We start from the raw sequence: 20,083 nt of genomic DNA, 5'->3' as shown, positions 1-20,083 counted from the left end.
GACTTATGCAGATAGAAGGTGAACAGGATTGCTGAGGGCAAGAATTGGAAATCATCAGCGAGAATGGTTTGGAGAGCTGGAGCAATATTTCCATGATTTTCGCAAATACATTATAGGAAATGACAAAACGTTTTCAACCCCATACGGAGAAAAGCCGATTATATATGCGGACTGGACAGCAAGCGGAAGATTATATAAACCGATAGAGGATAAAATCACGAAGGAATTTGGACCGTTTATGGCAAATACCCATACGGAATCAAACCAAACCGGCTCATTCATGACGAATGCGTATCATCATGCAAAGAAAATCATAAAAGAGCATGTAAACGCTGGTCCGGATGATGCGATTCTCCTTGATGGCTTTGGAATGACGTCGGTCATTAACAAATTTCAACGTATACTTGGCTTGCGCATACCAGAAAAATGGGAATCGAGGCTTGAACTAAAGCCTGAGGAAAGACCGGTTGTATTTATTACCCATCGGGAACATCATTCCAACCATACCTCCTGGCTTGAGACGATTTCCGATGTAGTTATCGTGGAACCTGGTCAAAAAGGACATGTCAGTCCGGAGCAATTAGAACGGCAGTTACAATCCTATTCAAACAGACCGTTGAAAATCGGTGCTTTTACCGCATGCTCCAATGTAACCGGACTCATTACTCCATATCATGAACTGGCAAGCGTGATGCATAAGCACGGTGGTATCTGTGTGATAGACTTTGCTGCATGCGCTCCATATGTAAATATCAATATGCATCCCGAGAATCCTGCAGAACAGCTGGATGCGATTTGTTTTTCTCCGCATAAATTCCTGGGCGGACCCGGTACGAGTGGTGTTTTAATTTTTAATAAAAATTTGTATCACAACCACATACCTGATCATCCTGGCGGCGGCACTGTCAATTGGACGGATCCGTGGGGAAACAAAAGCTATTATGAGGATATTGAAACGAGGGAGGACGGTGGAACACCAGGAATCCTGCAATGCATTCGAACAGCATTATGTATAAGGCTAAAGGAGGAAATGGGGGTAGACAATATGTTGGCAAGAGAGAAAGAATTGCTTTCCATCCTTCTTCCGGGATTGTTATCCATACCTGAAATTAAGGTTCTCGAACCAGAGAAAGAAGAACGATTGGGTATTATTTCATTTATGATTCCGGGGGTACACTATAATCTGATTGTTAAACTATTAAATGACCGGTTTGGAATTCAGGTACGGGGCGGATGTTCCTGTGCGGGAACGTATGGGCATTATTTATTGGGAATCTCCAAGGAGAGTTCCCAACAAATCATGGAATTGGTTGATCAGGGCAATTTAGAGGTTAAACCTGGATGGATTCGATTTTCCATTCATCCAACCATGACGAATGCGGAAGCCTACCAATTTATTTCAGCCATGAAATGGATTGTTGACCATTTCGAAGAGTGCCAGCAGGATTATGTGTATGATCCAAAAACGAATGATTATTTTTATTGTGATTACCAACGGGAAGATTTCGACTGGTTATTCTATGTATAGGATAAAAATAAGAAAAGGAATCAGGCTATTTAGATGAAATAGCCTGACTCCCGTTTAATCGCGATGTGTCTCATATTTATTTGCTTTAGTTAAGGAGCGCAATAGTTCCAGCTCTTCGGCTGCTAACGGTTTGCTGTTTATAGCCTTTATATTTTCAAGTAATTGTTTTTCGCTGCTTGCCCCAGGGATCACAGCAGCTACCGCTTTAGAAGAGAGGATATATTGTAAAGCCAGTTCATTCATGGAACGGCTCGCTATTTTTTCTTGAATGGATGGAAGCAGAGACTCTAGCTCCTCATATGTATAGTCCAAATATCCATTTTCGCGGATAGAATCGGAAGCTTTATTTAACATTTCCTCTGTTAAAAGGCCTTTTGCTACAGGACCTCTGGCAATGATGCTGATTTGATGCTCCTCCAGTAATGGCATCCATTCCTCCGGTCTTCGATCGAGAAGACTGTATTGCATCATGACCGATATGATACTTGAGTGGTTTGCAAATTCCTTGATGACATTGGGACGGATGGAGGAAATGCCGTACTCACGTATATAGCCTTCTTTCTTTAATTCTTCAAAGGCGGAAATGGTTTCATCCAAGGGATCGTCTATTGTACCGCCATGAAGCTGGTATAAATCGATATAATCGGTCTGTAAACGCTTTAGGCTATCCTTTACGGCCTGCTTAATATAGGTTCGCGAAGGGTCCCAGGACCATGAAGTTTTCTCGTCATTCCATCTGTTACCTGCCTTTGTAGCTAATATCAGGTTCTGTCGATATGGTTTTAACACCCTTCCGACCATTTCCTCATTAAGGCCAAAATCATACAAATCGGCTGTATCAAAATAGTTGATTCCGTGTTCGATAGCTGTCTCCAGTATTAGTCGGGCTTGTTTTTCGTCTTTGCCGAGAGACATGCATCCTAGTCCCATCTCCGTAACATATAAGTCAGATTCTCCAATTTGTCTCTTTTTCACAGGAAATCTCCTTTCGCTATTACAGTGTGTCTTTTCTTTATTGTAATGGAAGGAGTTAAATCCGTCATTTTATTTGCCGAGCGGCCTGCAGCCAGTCCGTAACATACACATATTGATTGCTATATTGCTTTAATTTCTCTTTTACTTCCCAAGCTTTTCCGCTCAAAATGATTTGATTGTCACTGATCCATATTTTCATAACGCACCCCTTTGGACATGCTATATGGTAAAATGTATGAACAGAGGAATGCTTTTTAGAACAAAAGGAGAGATTTAACGATGTACAAATATGAAGAGAAAACGATCAAATCAGAACCTATTTTTAAAGGAAGAATTTTAGATGTACGTGTGGATGAAGTGCTTCTTCCGAATGGAAAGACGTCGACCAGAGAATTAATTAAACATCCTGGAGCGGTCGCAGTGATTGCCGTTACAGATGAAAATAAGCTCGTGCTTGTTGAGCAATACCGTAAGCCGATGGAAAAAGCGTTAGTTGAAATTCCTGCCGGTAAATTGGATGCCGGTGAAGATCCAAGAGATTGTGTGGTTCGCGAGATGGAAGAGGAAACCGGATATGCCTGCGAGTCCATTGAACATATTATTTCCCTCTACACATCGCCTGGATTTGCAGATGAGATTGTACATATTTACCTGGCTAAGGGTCTTTCTAAAAAGGAAGATGCAAGAGGCCTTGATGAGGATGAATTCGTGGACTTGATGGAAGTCACATTAGAAGAGGCTTTGGAACTGATTAAAGAAGAGAGAATTCAGGATGCCAAAACAGCCTATGCGGTTCAATATTTACAGCTCCAAGAGGCACTGTCTAAATAAATGAAGACATATTACGCGGATTTTCATATTCATGTGGGGAGAACGAAATCTGGGAAGCCTGTCAAAATTACAGGAGCGCGGACCCTAACGATTTCAACTATTCTTGAATATGCTGCGACAAGAAAAGGACTCGATATGGTTGGGGTCATCGACTGCCATGTTCCTGAGGTGATAGAAGAACTTGAGGGGCTCATGGCAAAAGGAGAGATGAAAGAACTCGAGGGCGGCGGTCTTCAACATAAAGACGGTACCGTTTTGATTCCTGGGAGTGAGATTGAAATCAATGATGCAAACTGCAAAGGGCCCATTCATGTGCTGGCTTATTTTCCTACTCTTGAAAAAATGAAGCTGTTTTCGGAATGGTTTGCAACGAGAGTTAAAAATAATACTCTCAGCTCTCAGCGTATTTATGAGAGTGCTACCGTATTGCAGAAAAAAGTAAAGGATTTGAGCGGGTTATTTATCCCTGCACATATTTTCACTCCCCATAAAAGTTTGTACGGCAGAGGTGTCTTAAAGAGCCTAAACGAGGTTCTGAATCCAGACTGGATTGACGCTGTTGAGCTGGGGCTCAGTGCTGATACGACAATGGCATCCAAGTTAAGCGAGCTGAACCGCTATCCCTTTTTAACAAATAGTGATGCACATTCGTTGCCAAAGCTGGCTCGTGAATATCAAAAACTGTTGCTGCAGGAGCCTAACTTTACCGAATGGCATAAAGCACTTCAACAAGAAGAAGGACGTGCCATTTTAGCTAATTACGGACTGAATCCGTATTTAGGTAAATACCATGAAACAGTTTGCGAGAATTGCGGCGAAACTCTAGCTGTGTATTCAGAGCGCTGTCCTTATTGCGGCTCTAATCAGGTGACACGTGGAGTAGCTGAACGTATCAATGATCTTGCAGATGCTGAGCTGGGAGATGTTCTGCAAGAGAGACCGCCTTATATTCATCATATCCCGCTTGAGTTTATTCCAGGGCTAGGACCGAGAACATTGGATAAATTAGTAGCTGGTTTTGGTTCAGAAATGGCTGTCATCCATGAAGCCAGCCTGGAGGAGCTAAAGGGGCTAGTTCCTGAAAAAATAGCCATGCTCATCTATCAGGCACGGGGTGGTACATTGTCTCTGCAAAAAGGCGGAGGCGGTATTTACGGGAAGATTATTACGGATTAATGGAGAAAAAGGGCAGTGAATAGCATTCACTGCCCTTTTTTCTATTTTACAAATCACTTCTGATTTTAGAGAAAATGCATGTATCACGAAGGGAGGTACCTGTAGAATCATAGCTGTCGTGTCTTAATGTCCCTTCAAGAGTGTAACCCAGTTTTTCAGGAATCCGTCTGGAGTTTATGTTTTTTGAATCACAGCGAATTTCCACCCGGTTAGCTAGTAATTTATCGAATGTGAAGTTCGTCAATAATTCAACAGCCTCTGTCATATATCCTTTTTTAGTGTAACGAGAATCCATCCAATATCCGATCTCGAACTTTCTTGTTTCCCAATTCATTCTATGTAGTCCGGTGGAACCAAGGAAAATATTATCTTCTTTTCTCATCACATATAGACGTATATCTTCTCTTAAAATAAACTCTGCCTGTGCTCTTCGTAAATTGTCCTCTGTCTCCTCTAATGTCTGATCTCGATTAGCCCAGGGCATCCAGGGTTTTAAATCTTCTTTTGAAGCCAATATGGCATCATGGACCATAGGCCCGTCTCCCGGCTTGCAAGAACGCAAATAAATTCGGCTTCCATCAAGTTTTTCTGGTATGTCCATCAGGATCGGATTCATGCCAATCTCCTCCTTTTATGTAAATTAAAGAGATTATATCATACTATTTAGACTAGTAAGAATTTATTTTTTACTAGAATACAATCTCTAGTAAATACATAGAATCTAGTAATGGAACCGGAGAGGAGAATTCCCCTGTGAAAAAATCGTATTATAAAAGAGCTTTGCTTTTTCATATTAAAGATCATTTATCTATTTTCATTTTTATTATGGTCCTATTCCTGATGGGAATCATTTTTGGGGCAATTATTGTCAACAGCTTATCTTTAACTCAGAAAGAGGACCTGTTTTATTATTTGTCTCAGTTCTTCGGAGAATTAAAGCAAGGGAAAGTCAGTGCAAGCAGTGAAATTTTCATCTATAGCTTTCAGGAGAATGCGAAGTTTATTATCTTAATGTGGATTCTTGGAATCTCGATTATCGGGTTACCAATGATTTTAATCCTTCTTTTTATAAAAGGAATCGTGATCGGCTTTACTGTCGGTTTTTTGGTTAGCCAAACAGGGTGGCAGGGCTTTATGCTTGCGTGTGTATCCATTTTACCTCAGAATATCATCCTTGTACCCGTAACCATTATCATGGCATCATGCGCCGTCATTATCTCCATTAAAATGATTAAACGCCAATTTTTAAAATCAAGCCGCGAAAAATTAAGGCCTTATTTTTTCCAGTATTCTCTGTTGCTTGGAATGGCCTTAGTGTCTTTTGTTGTTGCAGCCTTGATTGAATCCTTTTTATCACCGGGGCTAATGAAAGCTGTAATTGATAATATGAGTTAATAATAATTATTAGATAATAATCATTATTATAAGTTGTTTATAATTATTATATTTTACATGGACGTTTTTTTTGCTATACTATAAATGGTGATAGAAGGCCGGACTCATAATCCCTTTTTGCCTTCTTCTATAATATGATGATGAAATCCGGACAGATTCAGCGGCGAGGAGGAAAAGGGTTGGAATCTAGATTAGATCGAATAAAAAAGCAATTACATTCTTCAAGTTACAAGCTGACGCCGCAGCGAGAGGCCACGGTTAGAGTGTTGCTCGAGAATGAAGAAGACCATTTAAGTGCAGAGGATGTATATTTGCTCGTTAAAGAAAAAGCACCGGAAATCGGTTTGGCAACTGTATATAGAACGCTTGAATTGCTTACTGAGCTTAAAATAGTAGATAAAATTAATTTTGGTGATGGGGTATCCCGTTATGATTTGCGACAAGAGGGAGCAGCGCATTTTCATCACCATTTAGTCTGTATAGAATGTGGAGCAGTAGATGAAATTCTTGAAGATTTATTAGATGATGTAGAACCGATTGTTGAACAGAAATTCAGATTCAAAATTAAGGATCATCGCCTGACATTTCATGGGGTTTGCCATCGTTGCCAAGATAAAAAAGAAGAGCCGGAGACTGCAGGGTCCGGGAATAACCATGCAAGATAAGCCTTTCCGTTGTGGAAAGGTTTTATCTTTTACTCATAAAACGTGGATGATATGTATAAAACATGTCCAAACAGGCATAAATTGATAAAAAGGCCTGGAGGACTAGAGAATTATGAGAAATTTGATTAAATTATTTTGGCAAACAAGCAAGGTATTCATCATGTTTGTTGGCTTTACGATATTATTTTATTTTGCTATTGTTTGGTTTAATGAGGAATATGAAAATTATCATCGCTATGACGAGCCTAAGGGAACGGCTGTAAAGGTTTTTCAATCCATCAATGATGAAGAGGAGCCTGGATGGAGAGAAAGACTCTTTCTATTTTATTTAGATGGGGAGTAAATGAAAATGAAAGATCCATTGCAGGATTTTATCCATTATTTAACAATTGAAAAAGGGTTGGCTAAAAACACCCTCCTATCGTATAAACGAGATTTGGATTCCTATTATAAGTTTTTGAAAAATCAACAAATTGACAACTGGAAGGACGTTTCCCGTGTTCATATTGTCCAGTTCCTGGGTAAATTAAGGGATGATGGAAAATCGTCCAAAACGCTGGCACGCCATACAGCTTCCATTCGATCCTTCCATCAATTTTTATTAAGGGAACGTATTTCGGAAACAGATCCGTCTGTCTTGATTGAAAGCCCTCATACTGAGAAATCATTGCCAAAGGTTTTAAGCCAGGAGGAAACGGAGGCATTGCTGAATACACCTAACCCAGCTGACGCTTTCGGTATACGGGATAAGGCTATTTTAGAGCTGCTCTATGCAACTGGTATGCGGGTTAGTGAATTAATAGAGTTAAATATTGATAATGTACATATAGAAATGGGATTTGTTCGCTGTATAGGGAAGGGAAATAAAGAGCGAATTATCCCGGTGGGGCAAATGGCCCTTGATTCGATTACCACCTACTTAACATCAGGTAGACCTAGATTGGTTAGCCAAAAGAATAAATCGGATGCTTTATTTTTGAATCATCACGGCGGACGTCTCAGCCGCCAAGGGTTATGGAAAATTATCAAGAAGCTTGCTGAGCAGGCGAATATTCAAAAGTCATTGACACCTCACACCCTTCGCCACTCATTTGCCACTCATTTACTAATGAATGGTGCGGATTTGCGGGCTGTTCAGGAGATGCTCGGACATGCTGATATCTCGACAACACAAATATATACACATGTCACGAATGTCCGTTTAAAGGATGTATACAGTAAGTTCCATCCCCGAGCTTAAAAGGGGATTCTCTAAGTTTAGGATAGTTACGGCGGCCTCCGGTAAGGGATGCCGTCTTTATTTTTGAACACGTTTCTAAAAAGAAATAAGCAGTAGGTCTAAAGACTTTTTGAATATTGAGTGAATACCGAAAAATAAAACTATTAAAATTTGGTAAACTTAAATTGGCAACGTTTCCCCGGTGATGTAAAATAAAGAAGTCAGACCTCTGACGCCTGCAACTTTTGACCCGTAAATTCCACTGAAATTTATGGAAGATTACAGGCGTTGAGAAAGGGTAACCTACATATAAAAGAAGCTGGAGGTTTCAGGTATGAAATTTAAGCGAGTATTTTTAACTGTAATGGATTCTGTTGGGATTGGTGAAGCGCCAGATGCAGAGAAATTTGGCGATAAAGGTTCGGATACACTTGGACATATAGCTGAAAAAATGAATGGGTTGAACATGCCTGTCATGGGTAAATTAGGCTTGTCAAACATCAGAGAAATTAAAGGGATTCAAAAGGCAGAAAAGCCAATGGCTTATTATACAAAAATGCAAGAGGCATCCAATGGGAAAGATACGATGACTGGCCACTGGGAAATTATGGGGCTTCGCATTGATACACCGTTCCGTGTATTTCCGGATGGATTTCCGCCGGAATTAATTCAGGAGCTGGAAGAAAAGAGCGGCAGAAAAATTATTGGGAATAAACCGGCGAGCGGTACAGAAATCCTAGTAGAATTGGGAGAAGAACACGTAAAAACCGGAGCATTAATCGTGTACACTTCTGCTGACTCCGTTCTGCAAATTGCAGCTCATGAGGATGTAGTACCTCTTGAGGAGCTCTATCGTATCTGTGAAATTGCCAGAGAAATGACTCTTCGTGAAGAATATATGGTAGGCAGAATTATTGCTCGCCCATTCGTTGGAGAGCCTGGTGATTTCAAACGTACGCCAAATCGCCATGATTATGCGTTAAAACCATTTGGACGCACGGTAATGAATGAGTTGAAGGATAGTAACTTTGATGTAATCTCCATTGGGAAAATTGCTGATATCTACGATGGCGAGGGCGTAACAAAAGCGCTTCGCACAACAAGTAATATGGATGGAATGGATAAGCAGGTCCAAACATTGGACATGGACTTTACTGGTCTAAGCTTCCTGAACCTTGTTGATTTTGATGCTGTATTTGGCCACAGACGCGATCCTATTGGGTACGGTAAAGCATTAGAAGAGTACGATGGAAGATTGCAGGAAGTACTGGATAAAATGAAGGAAGACGATCTGCTAATTATTACAGCAGACCATGGTAATGATCCGGTTCATCCTGGAACAGACCATACGAGAGAATATGTTCCTTTACTTGTATACTCCAAACAATTTAAAGAAGGTAAAGAACTGCCGATCCGCAGTACATTTGCGGACATTGGTGCAACCGTTGCTGATAACTTCGGTGTGAAAATGCCTGAGCATGGAGTAAGCTTCCTTAAGGAACTAAATTAAAAGGAGAGAACAGAATGTTTGAAAAAGTAAATGAAGCAGCAGCGCATATTTTAGAGGTATCCGGTCAAAAGCCGGAACTAGGATTGATTCTTGGTTCAGGGTTGGGAGTATTGGCTGATGAAATTGAAAATGCCACTGTAATCCCATACAGTGAAATACCTCATTTCCCAGTTTCTACTGTTGAAGGACATGCCGGCCAACTTGTTGTTGGAACGCTGGCAGGCAAAACAGTAGCGGCTATGCAGGGGCGTTTCCACTATTATGAAGGATATTCCATGCAAGAAGTTACATTCCCGGTACGTGTTATGAAGGCAATGGGAATGACGCATATTCTTGTAACAAATGCAGCAGGCGGAGTAAATGAAAGCTTCAAGCCTGGTGATTTGATGATTATCACAGATCATATTAATTACATGGGCGCACACCCATTAATTGGACCGAATCACAGTGAGTTTGGACCAAGATTCCCTGATATGACAAGTGCTTATACAAAATCATTAGTGGAATTGGCAGAACAAGTTGCTTCTAAACAAAATATTGCGATTCAAAAAGGTGTTTACATTGGATTTACAGGTCCTACTTATGAAACACCAGCAGAAGTAAGAATGGCACGTATTTTAGGCGGAGATGCAGTGGGAATGTCAACAGTTCCTGAAGTTATCGTTGCTGCTCATGGAGGCATGAAGGTACTCGGTATTTCATGCATTACAAACATGGCTGCTGGAATCCTGGATCAGCCTTTGGCACATGACGAGGTAATTGAAACGACTGAAAAAGTAAAATCTACGTTCTTGAACTTAGTGAAATCAATCGTATCAGAAATGAAAATTGAAGCGTAAGTAAGTTTTAACAGGAGGCTGTCTAATAGTTTTTATTAGATAGCCTCTATTTTTTTACGGTTAATAGTAGGAGTAAGATACCATGCGTAATGACATGCTAGGGTAAAATGAATAAATAATTCACTTTGGCCTGATATAAATTGCTCTAGTGTCCAAATTTGATTCAATTACTGTGTAAATCGTTCGTTCAAATGCTTAATGATCGCACAATAGCCATGCTAATCGCTTAAGAGTCTTACATGATCGCTCAATCACCAGAATTCCCGCTCAATTAACCTCATTTTCCGCTAATTGCTTTACCGTTCGCTCAATAAATTGAAATATCGCTCAATTCCACTCCCTTTTCGCTCAATTCCTTTCAAAATCGAACTATTGCTATAAAATTTCGCTCAATTGTTTATAGGTTGCCTGTTATATAGATGAAATTTAAATACTGATTATAAAAAGCAGACTGAAAAGTCTTCACTTTAACCAATTTCCTTTAAAAAAAAGGATGTTTTTATGATTACAGGCTCAAATTTCTCTCCTCTCGAGTTTTGCTCGATAATTTAATTTCAGAACATCTAATGTTAGTTAATTTGGTTCTACTAACACAGAAATAGCTGAATTCCCTTTGAAATTAAGACAGCATATTTAAAATCTTCATTCAAATTAATTAGGTCCTCACCAGGAAATATAATTTTATCTGAGATAAGATTCTGGACTGTATAAAAGTAGTGTTGTTGGTAAAACTGGAATTTATCATGAGTAGGAGGTCTGTCCATGAAACGGTATGTTTCAGCTTTATTAGTAGTAGTGTTCACTTTAAGTATGTCTGTACCATCATTTGCAGCCGAAAAAACAAAAACGGCGGAATTAGATTTAGCACCTAAAACGAAGTCAGCAATACTGATAGAAAAGGATACGGGTTCTGTCATATATGATAAAAATAAAGATGAGCGGCTGTCTCCCGCCAGTATGACGAAGATTATGACTATGCTGTTAATCATGGAGGCATTAGATCAAAAGCGTATAACGATGGAAGATAAAGTTCGAACAAGTGAATATGCTGCCTCAATGGGTGGTTCGCAAATATTCCTTGAACCAGGTGAGGAAATGACAGTTGAGCAAATGCTTAGAGGAATTGCGATTGGTTCAGGGAATGATGCCTCCGTTGCCATGGCTGAAAAAATTGCTGGAAGCGAAGAGGAATTCGTGAAAAGAATGAATGCCAAAGTGCAGGAATTGGGATTGAAGAACACTAAATTTCAAAATTGTACGGGACTACCGACAACTGATCATTACAGTTCAGCATTTGATATGGCGACCATAGCAAAAGAGTTACTAAAGCATGAGGAAATCACAAATTTTACGAGTTTATATGAATCTTACTTACGTGAGGATTCAGATAAAAAATTCTGGCTTGTGAATACGAACAAACTGGTGAAATTTTACCCAGGTGTGGACGGATTAAAAACAGGTTTTACACATCAAGCAGGATATTGCTTAACCGCAACAGCTAAAAAAGATAATTTACGAGTCATTGCAGTTGTATTTGGAGCTGAGAATCCAAAGGAACGAAATTCTCAAATTACAAAAATGCTGGATTATGCCTTTGCTAATTATCAATCACGTCCGGTCTATAAGAAAGAACAGCCTCTTGCACTTTTGAGAATTGAAAAAGGTCAACAGAAGAAAGTAAGTCTGGTCACAAACGATTCAGTTTCTCTTTTAAATAAAAAAGGGGAAGACAATGTGAATATCCGTCCGAATATCGTACTGAAAAAAGATGTACAGGCCCCAATCAAAAAAGGGGATCAGCTTGGTGTCTTAAAAATGATGAGAGACGACAAAGTAATTTCAGAAACCCCTCTTATTGCATCAAAAGATGTAAAACGAGCAAGCTGGTTTGATTTATTTAAGCGTTCTTTCGGCATGTTTACCCATACCGGCGACGAATAAGCATTGGTATGCGAAATTAAACGAATAGAAAGAGAATATCACTAGTTTTGTCTTTAAGAAGGAATTGAAGTGGAGCTTGGCGAAAATCACCACTATACTTTCTTTGAAGGGGGCAAAGGTACTGTGAGTCTAGAAATTGATATGAAGACGATTGAGGATATATTATGTATTCGCCTGAAGGGAGAATTGGATCATCATACGGCGGAGGATTTAAAGAACAAGGCATCTCAATTAATAGAAACTGGTGGCATTCGCCATATCATTTTAAATTTGGGCGAGTTGAGTTTTATGGATAGCTCCGGTCTTGGGGTGATCTTAGGCAGATATAAACAAATTCAGCAATTTGAAGGGGAAATGATTGTTTGTGCCATCTCGCCTTCTGTTCATAGGTTATTTGAGATGTCCGGAATGTTTAAAATTCTTCGTCTTGAATCTTCAGAGGAAGCAGCTATACAGGGATTGGGGGTAGCGTAAATGAAAAACGAAATGGCTATAGAATTTTCTGCATTGAGTCAAAACGAATCATTTGCACGGATTACGGTGGCAGCTTTCATCGCGCAATTGGATCCTACACTTGATGAGTTAACCGAAATTAAAACGGTTGTTTCGGAGGCGGTCACCAACGCGATTATCCATGGATATGAGGGAGATGCCAAGGGCAAAATCTATATCACTGCGATATTGGATCTTGAGGAAGAAAGAGTGGAACTGACAATCCGGGATAATGGCATTGGAATCAGAGATATCGATGAAGCAAGGCAGCCTTTGTATACAACAAAGCCAGAATTGGAAAGGTCCGGTATGGGCTTTACCATAATGGAGAACTTTATGGATGAGATTTATATCGATTCATCCAGAGGTGAAGGAACAGAGGTAAGGCTTATGAAAAATCTTTCCAAAAGCAAAGCTTTATGTAATTAAGGAGACTAATACAATGGATGTGGAAGTCAAAAAGGGTAAAAAGACCGCCCAGCTTAAGGACGAAGAGGTAAAAACACTTATACTTCAAAGCCAGCAAGGTGACCAATTAGCTAGAGACGAAATCATCCAGAAAAACATGAGGCTTGTATGGTCAGTTGTACAAAGATTTCTTAACAGAGGATATGAACCAGATGACTTATTTCAAATAGGGTGTATTGGTTTATTAAAATCTGTAGATAAATTTGATTTATCCTATAATGTTAAATTTTCAACCTATGCAGTTCCCATGATTATTGGAGAGATTCAGCGTTTCATTCGTGATGACGGCACGGTAAAAGTCAGTCGTTCATTGAAGGAAATGTCCAACAAAATCAGAAGAGCGAAGGATGAATTATCTAAGCACTTCGGACGGACGCCAACCATTACAGAAATCAGTGAGTATTTGGATTTATCACCTGAGGAAATCATTATGGCACAGGAGGCAAGCCGATCGCCTTCTTCAATCCATGAAACGGTTTATGAGAATGACGGCGATCCGATTACCTTGCTAGACCAAATAGCAGATAGTTCAGAGACAAAGTGGTTTGAAAAAATTGCTTTGAAAGAGGCAATCGCCTTATTGGATGAACGAGAGAAATTAATTGTTTATTTACGGTATTATAAGGATCAAACGCAGACGGAGGTTGCAGAGAGGCTAGGAATCTCCCAGGTACAAGTATCTAGATTAGAAAAAAAGATTTTAAATCAAATGAAAGACCGTATGGACTAGAGTGCTGGTTCGTACGGTTTTTTTTTTTTTTTTGCGATTGAATGTTTCTCTCTATAAACTAATTTATGATTTTTGGTATGGTTCCTGATTTTTCTAACCATACTATAAATACATGTGAATTAAGGAAATGGGGATGAAAATATTCATGGAGGAATGTGTTTATATCCGTTTAAAATATCGGGCGAAAGTTTTGCCGAACCATCCGATAAGACTTTCGGATATTGCCAATATAATTGGGACAGACGAAGTAAAAGAAAAGGTTGGAAGTTTAGTTCTGGGTGAATTTTCGAAGAATAAAAATGTTTTTATTATGGATGTAACGGTTGTTCTCCAAGCAATTTTTCAGCATTTTCCCGAAATGAAAATGGACACCTATGGCCCATCGCAAACAATTGTAGAGGTAGAACGTAAAACGAAGAAAGTATCGAACCTTTTGTTTATTCTTGTGTGGATTGTTCTTTTTATAGGGGCTGGCTTTGCGATTATGAATTTTCATGAGGATGTCAGTATGAGGGAGCTGCATGAACGTCTCTATTATATGATTACCGGTAAGCATTCTGCAAATCCACTTGTATTTCAAATACCCTATTCATTTGGACTCGGAATTGGGATGATTTTGTTCTTTAATCATATTTTCACAAAAAGATTAAATGATGAACCAAGTCCAATGGAAGTAGAGATGTTTAACTATCAGCAGGATTTAGATCAATACATCATTATGAATGAAAACAAACATTCGATTACTTCCGTAAAAGATGACTGAGTTCGTTTTTGTGCTGATAGTTGGATTCTCAGGTGGGGTATCGGTCGGAGCCGGATATGTGGCTTTCCTGACTGTCCTTAATATTATACCAAGGCTTACACAGCTTACGAAGGTTCAATCTGTTCATTATTTTGAAAGTGCGGTTATACTCGGAGCAATAGGTGGGACCATATCCAGCTTATGGGACTTTTCATTGGGATTAACTCCGATACTCCTATCAATCATGGGCATATTTAGCGGCGTTTTTAACGGGATGCTAGCAGCAGCTTTGACAGAGGTTTTAAATGTCTTTCCGATCTTGGCAAAAAGAATCGGAATGCAGGAGCGGATTCTATATATTCTGATGGCGCTTGTTCTCGGGAAAATAATGGGCTCACTATTTCAGTGGATTGTTTATAATCAATAAAAGTCATAGGGCGGTGAAAGAGTTGAAAGGGAAGCGAAATATCATCATTATCACAGATGGAGACGAATATGCGAAAAGAACGATCGAACATGTAGCAAAAGAAATCGGCGGTCGCTGCATTTCATCCTCCTATGGAAATCCAACAAAAATGGGCGGAGCTGAACTGATTAAACTCATTAAATCTGCAGCCCATGACCCGGTGTTGGTTATGTTTGATGACAGTGGTCTGGTCGGAGAAGGGGCTGGTGAGCAGTTAATGAAATATGTTGCGGAACACCCTGATATCAATCTTCTTGGAATTCTTGCCGTTGCTTCAAAAACGAAACAGGAAGAATGGACAAAAGTAGATGTCTGTATTGATCGCGAAGGGAATCTTACCGGATTTGGCGTTGATAAATTTGGAATACCAGAAATGGATGTTAAACGAATTAATGGAGATACAGTCTATAGTATCGATTCTATTCATGCACCTATTGTTGTCGGTATTGGTGATATAGGCAAAATGTCTAAATATGATGATATTGCTAAAGGCAGTCCCATAACACTTAGTGCTGTAAAACTGATTCTCGAAAGGAGTGGATACCATGCAGGCCAATCAAAAGGAGAAAACACCCATATCGAGTGACATACAGGCCGTAAAGCAATACATGGAGAAAAATGTGGGTCTTGGAGTAAGTTTTGATTTAGGGGTAAGAGAAATCCTGATTCGCGATACAATGATGCAAATGTATTATGTTAATGGTTTGTGTGATACCAGTTTTATCATAGAGATTTTAGAGACATTGACTGATATTAATGAACAAGAAGACAATGCCTTGGATGTCCCTATCTATGACCTGGTTAAAAATCGGCTAGTACAACAATCTGTCGAGGTTGTTCAAACGATGGATGAAATGGTAGATCAGGTATTGTCAGGCTTGATTTCCATTATTGTTGCAGGCAGCGGAAAAGCTCTGATCGTAGATGTGAGGAGTTATCCGGGGAGACAGCCCCAGGAACCGGATACAGAGAGGATCACAAGAGGAGCAAGGGACGGTTATGTTGAAAATATTATTATTAACACTGCCTTAACACGCAGGAGAATTCGCGATGAACGTTTGCGATTCGAAATTATGCGTGTTGGAGAACGCTCCAAAACAGATATTGCGATTGGATATATTGATGGGGTAGCTAATCCGAAGCTCGTTAATATCATTCGGGATGAACTGAAATCAATTGAAATTGATGGATTGACGATGGCCGAAAAAACGGTTGAGGAATATTTGGTCAATCAAGGGTATAATCCTTATCCAATGGTTCGCTATACCGAGCGGGCAGATGTAGGAGCCAACCATTTACTCGAAGGGCATGTCCTTATTTATGTAGATACGTCGCCAAGTATCATGATTACACCGACGACCTTTTTCCATCATGTCCAGCATGCAGAGGAATACAGACAGGCAGCTTCAGTGGGCACCATTCTTAGATGGTTCCGTTTTCTCGGTATTTTTGCCTCTCTTTTTATATTGCCATTATGGTTATTATTTGTATTGGAACCCCATTTGCTACCAGAAACTATGAAGTTTATTGGTCCGCAGGATGATGCACATGTTCATATTCTATTACAGATTGCTGTAGCGGAGGTTGGAATTGAACTGCTCAGAATTGCTTCGATACATACACCTGCTCCTTTATCATCAGCCATGGGACTTATTGCTGCCGTCCTAATTGGTCAAATAGCCATTGATGTTGGTTGGATGGTACCTGAGGTATTACTATATGTAGCCATTGCATCGATTGGCAGTTTTGCCACTCCAAGCTTGGAGCTCGGCTTGGCCAATAAATATATGCGCTATCTGATTTTAATTTTTACTGCTTTGTTCCATGTACCCGGGTACATGGTTGCCAATACACTCTTCATTTTTTTTCTAACCAGATTAAATACGTTATCTACACCCTATTTATGGCCGTTTATCCCATTTGCACCCAAAGCCCTTTCGAATATTATTATCAGAAGGCCGGTGCCTGGCAGACATTTAAGACCGCGGATTTTACATCCGGTGGATCGTACAAAATAATTCATTTTGAATTAGGGTATTAGTGTGATAAAGTAGTTATACTATTCAAAAAATAGACAGCATTAATGGCTGTCTATTTTTGTTATAACGTCAAGGGGGAGTTTACATGCACTTTTATGGGACAGGAAAAATGAGTGAACATGGCCATTTAGAAATAGGGGGAGTAGATACTGTTTCTCTTGCAGAGCAATATGGCACTCCCTTATACATATATGATGTGGCTTTAATTAGAGAACGGGCAAGAATGTTCAGAGATACGTTTGGCAGGCTGGGTGTTGATGCTCAGGTGGCCTATGCGAGCAAAGCCTTTTCTTCCATTGCGATGTTTCAGCTTGCTATGGAAGAAGGGCTATCTTTGGATGTAGTTTCTGCAGGCGAATTGTATACAGCCCTCCAGGCCGGATTTCCGGTTGAACGGATTCATTTACATGGAAATAATAAAAGTGTTGATGAATTAGAAATGGCGCTTGAAGCGGGGGTTGGCTGTATCGTAATTGATAATTTTCACGAGATTGCTATTTTAGAAGAGCTGTGCAAAATGAAAGGTAAACTATGCTCCATACTTTTACGGGTAACTCCTGGAATTGAAGCGCATACTCATGATTATATTCTAACAGGACAAGAGGATTCTAAATTTGGATTTGATCTATGGAATGGCCAGGCGGAACAAGCTCTGCAAATTGTACTGCGGAGCGAGTATTTTGACGTATTGGGTATACACTGCCATATTGGTTCACAAATATTTGAAACAACCGGATTTATTTTGGCCGCTAAAAAGATTAGTGAACAAATTGCGAATTGGAATCAAACATATGGATTTTCACCAAAGGTTTTAAATTTAGGTGGTGGTTTTGGAATCCGTTATACAGAAGAGGATGAGCCTATTCCTGTCTCTCGCTATGTAGAAGAAATTGTGAGTGAAGTAAAATCCGATTTTGAAGAAGCTGGTCTGTCTATGCCGGAAATTTGGATTGAACCAGGGCGCTCATTGGTTGGGGATGCCGGAACAACCATTTACGAAATTGGATCAAGTAAGCATGTGCCGGGAACTCGTAAATATTGGGCGGTTGATGGAGGAATGAGTGATAATATTCGTCCTGCTCTCTATCAGGCAAATTATGAAGCTGCTCTTGCCAATCGCCTGAATGATGAAGTATTTGAAGAAGTAGCCATAGCAGGGAAGTGCTGTGAAAGCGGGGATATGTTAATTTGGGATCTTCCGCTGCCTAAGGTTAAGCCTGGGGATCTGCTGGCGGTCTTTTGTACAGGTGCATATGGTTACTCAATGTCCAATAACTACAACAGGCTCCGTCGTCCTGCGGTTGTGTTTGTAGAAAATGGGGAATCGCGTCTTGTTGTGAAAAGAGAGAGTCTTGAAGATCTAATAAAAAATGACCTGCCATTATATGAATAAATAATTAGAGGCTGCCATTTCCGGCAGCCTCTAATTGTATTAGGAGAATAAGGATTTAATTGCGTCGATTAGACTTACAAAAAATGCTTTTAATTTATCAAGGAAGGATTGCCCTTCTTCTGATTGAAGATAATTGGTCACTTTATCTTTAGCGGCATTTATTTGCTCTCCAACTTTGTTCCAGTCAATTCCTAGATCCTGAAGCTTGTTAAATAAATCGATTAGGCTCTGGATCTGTTGCTCCGTCAACGTGATGCCAAGCTGCTCTGCTGCCTTTTCGATGATGCTGCGCAAATCAGCATCATTTTGAGGCGGGTTAACAGCGATCTCTTCTTTAATGGACTCAACCAGTGATGTAGCTTCATCTGTACCGATTTGGTCACCTAGTTTGGCTGTTTCAACCATTTCTTCATTGGCGGCTTGTTTTTGTTCCTCAGATATTTTGGTGTCTGTTGTCACTTCGTATGCTTTAATTAAGCCCGTTAAGGCAGCTGTACCGGAAACTTCAAAAGGAGCCGTAACATAAATCTCTGCATCTTTTATACCGGCAGTTGCCAAGGCGTTTTTATACATATCTTCTGTTACCCAATTGATATTTTTCGTTTTGACCGTAATCCCGGAACCTTTGGCAGCAATCGTAATGGATGAAGAGGAGATTGCTTTTGTTCCAATCAGTCTGCTTGCAATTTTACCATCCAAGTATTTATGCTCTTCTGAATTAGAAACTGTTACAATCTCTACATCCTTTGGAGCGTCCATTTCAGCTAACAATAATTTTTTTTGTTCCTGAGTCAGGTTTTCGCCAAGTGTAACGACCATGTCGCCTCTTTGCATATCAGCCAAAGCTACACTAGGGATGAGAAAACTAACTGCCAACAAAACTGACATTAATTTTAAAAGCTGTTTTTTCATTGTGATAACCTCCCGTACCAGTTAGACGTAAAAAAATGATAAAAGTTTCATTTTTTTATGTAGTTATAGTAATCTAGGCAAACAAATTGCCAATTGTGTTAACTCTGTCATATTATAATGGAATTGGAAGATTGTCTATTCTTTCTTGCATTCTTTTACAGTTATTTCTATCCATTTTGGCTATATTGTATAGGGTACGAATCGTTAGAATTGTATATATAAAGCCTTTTTGGGATAAAATGTATGTCTGTTGTCTAGCATGGCAAAGAAAGGACTTTGCATTTGTGTCAGTTGAATTCATTGTTAAAAACTAGTATGATAAGAAAGATTATTAAATACCATTCTATTATTCTCATTTAATGAGGGATCAAACATGTTAATTAGATACAAGAAGAGCTTTGAAAAAATCGCAATGGGTTTATTATCTTTTATGCCTGATGAAAAAGATTTAAAGAAGCTCCAGAATACTGTTAAATCATATGAAACAGAATCAGACAGGCAACTATATCTTTGGAAACAAGATGAGGACATTATAGGTCTGATCGGGGTAGATTTGGATGGAAAGACGGTTACGGTAACCGATTTATCCGTTAATCCCTCTCATAGGGGTCTGGGAGTTGGCCATGAAATGGTAAACTGTCTGATTGAATTATATGAGGGATACGAAATTATTTCCAGAGATATAACAGCGGAGTTTATTTCAAAATGTCTGGATTGTGAAGCCGATAATAAAGCATGAAAATAGAGAAACCCTTATTTAAG

The 20,083-nt window shown here is 39.6% G+C and carries 23 protein-coding genes; 19 read left to right on the top strand and 4 right to left on the bottom strand.

What is annotated here, in order from left to right; genetic code table 11:
- Positions 1 to 28: 28 nt before the first annotated feature.
- Positions 29 to 1,528, top strand: a complete 1,500-nt coding sequence (locus AC4G3N_RS03020; protein WP_491089695.1) for an aminotransferase class V-fold PLP-dependent enzyme — start codon at positions 29 to 31, stop codon at positions 1,526 to 1,528.
- Positions 1,529 to 1,582: 54 nt separating this feature from the next.
- Here AC4G3N_RS03020 and AC4G3N_RS03015 read toward each other — a convergent pair whose 3' ends face one another.
- Together AC4G3N_RS03015 and mciZ are read right to left on the bottom strand one after the other, a co-directional pair.
- Positions 1,583 to 2,503, bottom strand: a complete 921-nt coding sequence (locus tag AC4G3N_RS03015; RefSeq protein ID WP_139891698.1) for an aldo/keto reductase — start codon at positions 2,501 to 2,503, stop codon at positions 1,583 to 1,585.
- 64 nt (positions 2,504 to 2,567) lie between these two features.
- Complete coding sequence (gene mciZ, locus AC4G3N_RS03010) at positions 2,568 to 2,702, bottom strand: Z-ring formation inhibitor MciZ (RefSeq protein ID WP_077248152.1); 135 nt, start codon at positions 2,700 to 2,702, stop codon at positions 2,568 to 2,570.
- 80 nt (positions 2,703 to 2,782) lie between these two features.
- Between mciZ and AC4G3N_RS03005 the strand changes: the two genes are divergently transcribed.
- Positions 2,783 to 3,334 (top strand): NUDIX domain-containing protein, encoded by a 552-nt coding sequence (locus tag AC4G3N_RS03005; RefSeq protein WP_139891700.1) that lies wholly within the window; start codon positions 2,783 to 2,785, stop codon positions 3,332 to 3,334.
- Positions 3,335 to 4,510, top strand: a complete 1,176-nt coding sequence (locus AC4G3N_RS03000; RefSeq protein WP_066107675.1) for an endonuclease Q family protein — start codon at positions 3,335 to 3,337, stop codon at positions 4,508 to 4,510.
- Between the two features lie 46 nt (positions 4,511 to 4,556).
- On the opposite strand, the gene AC4G3N_RS02995 is transcribed toward AC4G3N_RS03000, so the two are convergent.
- Positions 4,557 to 5,126: a GNAT family N-acetyltransferase gene (locus tag AC4G3N_RS02995; protein ID WP_066107671.1), complete on the bottom strand. Its 570-nt coding sequence runs from the start codon at positions 5,124 to 5,126 to the stop codon at positions 4,557 to 4,559.
- Positions 5,127 to 5,263: 137 nt separating this feature from the next.
- Here AC4G3N_RS02995 and spoIIM point away from each other — a divergent pair, with 137 nt between their 5' ends.
- From spoIIM to lysA, 15 genes are all read left to right on the top strand, one after another.
- The gene (gene spoIIM / locus AC4G3N_RS02990) at positions 5,264 to 5,905 is read left to right on the top strand and encodes a stage II sporulation protein M (protein WP_066107668.1); all 642 of its coding nucleotides are present in this window, start codon (positions 5,264 to 5,266) and stop codon (positions 5,903 to 5,905) included.
- A 179-nt stretch (positions 5,906 to 6,084) separates the two neighbouring features.
- The gene (gene fur / locus AC4G3N_RS02985; protein ID WP_066107665.1) at positions 6,085 to 6,570 is read left to right on the top strand and encodes a ferric iron uptake transcriptional regulator; all 486 of its coding nucleotides are present in this window, start codon (positions 6,085 to 6,087) and stop codon (positions 6,568 to 6,570) included.
- Positions 6,571 to 6,682: 112 nt separating this feature from the next.
- A complete protein-coding gene (locus AC4G3N_RS02980; protein ID WP_066107661.1) occupies positions 6,683 to 6,913 on the top strand; it encodes a YqzK family protein in 231 nt (76 codons plus the stop codon).
- Between the two features lie 6 nt (positions 6,914 to 6,919).
- Positions 6,920 to 7,810 carry a site-specific tyrosine recombinase XerD gene (gene xerD, locus AC4G3N_RS02975; RefSeq protein WP_491089694.1) on the top strand — a complete coding sequence of 297 codons (891 nt, stop codon included), beginning with the start codon at positions 6,920 to 6,922 and terminating at the stop codon, positions 7,808 to 7,810.
- Positions 7,811 to 8,123: 313 nt separating this feature from the next.
- Entirely contained in the window at positions 8,124 to 9,299 is a 1,176-nt protein-coding gene (gene deoB, locus AC4G3N_RS02970; RefSeq protein WP_490551301.1) for a phosphopentomutase, read from the top strand.
- Between the two features lie 14 nt (positions 9,300 to 9,313).
- The gene (locus AC4G3N_RS02965) at positions 9,314 to 10,138 is read left to right on the top strand and encodes a purine-nucleoside phosphorylase (RefSeq protein ID WP_139891702.1); all 825 of its coding nucleotides are present in this window, start codon (positions 9,314 to 9,316) and stop codon (positions 10,136 to 10,138) included.
- A gap of 762 nt (positions 10,139 to 10,900) precedes the next feature.
- A complete protein-coding gene (locus tag AC4G3N_RS02960) occupies positions 10,901 to 12,079 on the top strand; it encodes a D-alanyl-D-alanine carboxypeptidase family protein (RefSeq protein WP_491089693.1) in 1,179 nt (392 codons plus the stop codon).
- Between the two features lie 123 nt (positions 12,080 to 12,202).
- Positions 12,203 to 12,553: an anti-sigma F factor antagonist gene (gene spoIIAA / locus AC4G3N_RS02955; protein WP_066107855.1), complete on the top strand. Its 351-nt coding sequence runs from the start codon at positions 12,203 to 12,205 to the stop codon at positions 12,551 to 12,553.
- The gene (spoIIAB, locus tag AC4G3N_RS02950) at positions 12,554 to 13,000 is read left to right on the top strand and encodes an anti-sigma F factor (RefSeq protein WP_066107650.1); all 447 of its coding nucleotides are present in this window, start codon (positions 12,554 to 12,556) and stop codon (positions 12,998 to 13,000) included. It begins immediately after the preceding gene.
- Between the two features lie 13 nt (positions 13,001 to 13,013).
- The gene (sigF, locus tag AC4G3N_RS02945; RefSeq protein WP_066107647.1) at positions 13,014 to 13,769 is read left to right on the top strand and encodes an RNA polymerase sporulation sigma factor SigF; all 756 of its coding nucleotides are present in this window, start codon (positions 13,014 to 13,016) and stop codon (positions 13,767 to 13,769) included.
- A 145-nt stretch (positions 13,770 to 13,914) separates the two neighbouring features.
- The gene (locus tag AC4G3N_RS02940; protein ID WP_491089692.1) at positions 13,915 to 14,532 is read left to right on the top strand and encodes a stage V sporulation protein AA; all 618 of its coding nucleotides are present in this window, start codon (positions 13,915 to 13,917) and stop codon (positions 14,530 to 14,532) included.
- Complete coding sequence (locus tag AC4G3N_RS02935) at positions 14,525 to 14,938, top strand: stage V sporulation protein AB (protein WP_066107644.1); 414 nt, start codon at positions 14,525 to 14,527, stop codon at positions 14,936 to 14,938. The genes AC4G3N_RS02940 and AC4G3N_RS02935 overlap by 8 nt, the downstream gene beginning before the upstream one ends.
- A gap of 22 nt (positions 14,939 to 14,960) precedes the next feature.
- Entirely contained in the window at positions 14,961 to 15,563 is a 603-nt protein-coding gene (gene spoVAEA, locus AC4G3N_RS02930) for a stage V sporulation protein SpoVABEA (RefSeq protein WP_066107642.1), read from the top strand.
- On the top strand, positions 15,523 to 16,995 hold the full coding sequence (locus AC4G3N_RS02925) for a spore germination protein (protein WP_066107639.1): 1,473 nt from the start codon (positions 15,523 to 15,525) through the stop codon (positions 16,993 to 16,995). Before spoVAEA ends, AC4G3N_RS02925 begins: the two co-directional genes overlap by 41 nt.
- Positions 16,996 to 17,101: 106 nt before the next feature.
- A complete protein-coding gene (gene lysA, locus AC4G3N_RS02920) occupies positions 17,102 to 18,409 on the top strand; it encodes a diaminopimelate decarboxylase (RefSeq protein WP_140461616.1) in 1,308 nt (435 codons plus the stop codon).
- A 39-nt stretch (positions 18,410 to 18,448) separates the two neighbouring features.
- Here the strand turns inward: lysA and AC4G3N_RS02915 are convergent, their stop codons facing one another.
- Complete coding sequence (locus tag AC4G3N_RS02915) at positions 18,449 to 19,321, bottom strand: DUF1002 domain-containing protein (RefSeq protein WP_066107633.1); 873 nt, start codon at positions 19,319 to 19,321, stop codon at positions 18,449 to 18,451.
- A gap of 373 nt (positions 19,322 to 19,694) precedes the next feature.
- On the opposite strand from AC4G3N_RS02915, the gene AC4G3N_RS02910 reads away from it, so the two are divergent.
- Entirely contained in the window at positions 19,695 to 20,060 is a 366-nt protein-coding gene (locus tag AC4G3N_RS02910) for a GNAT family N-acetyltransferase (protein WP_066107629.1), read from the top strand.
- Positions 20,061 to 20,083: the final 23 nt, after the last annotated feature.

The sequence above is a fragment of the Bacillus sp. z50 genome (assembly GCF_058313585.1).
The sequence above is the reverse complement of the archived record's forward strand: the minus strand, read 5'-3'. Positions and strand labels throughout refer to the sequence as shown.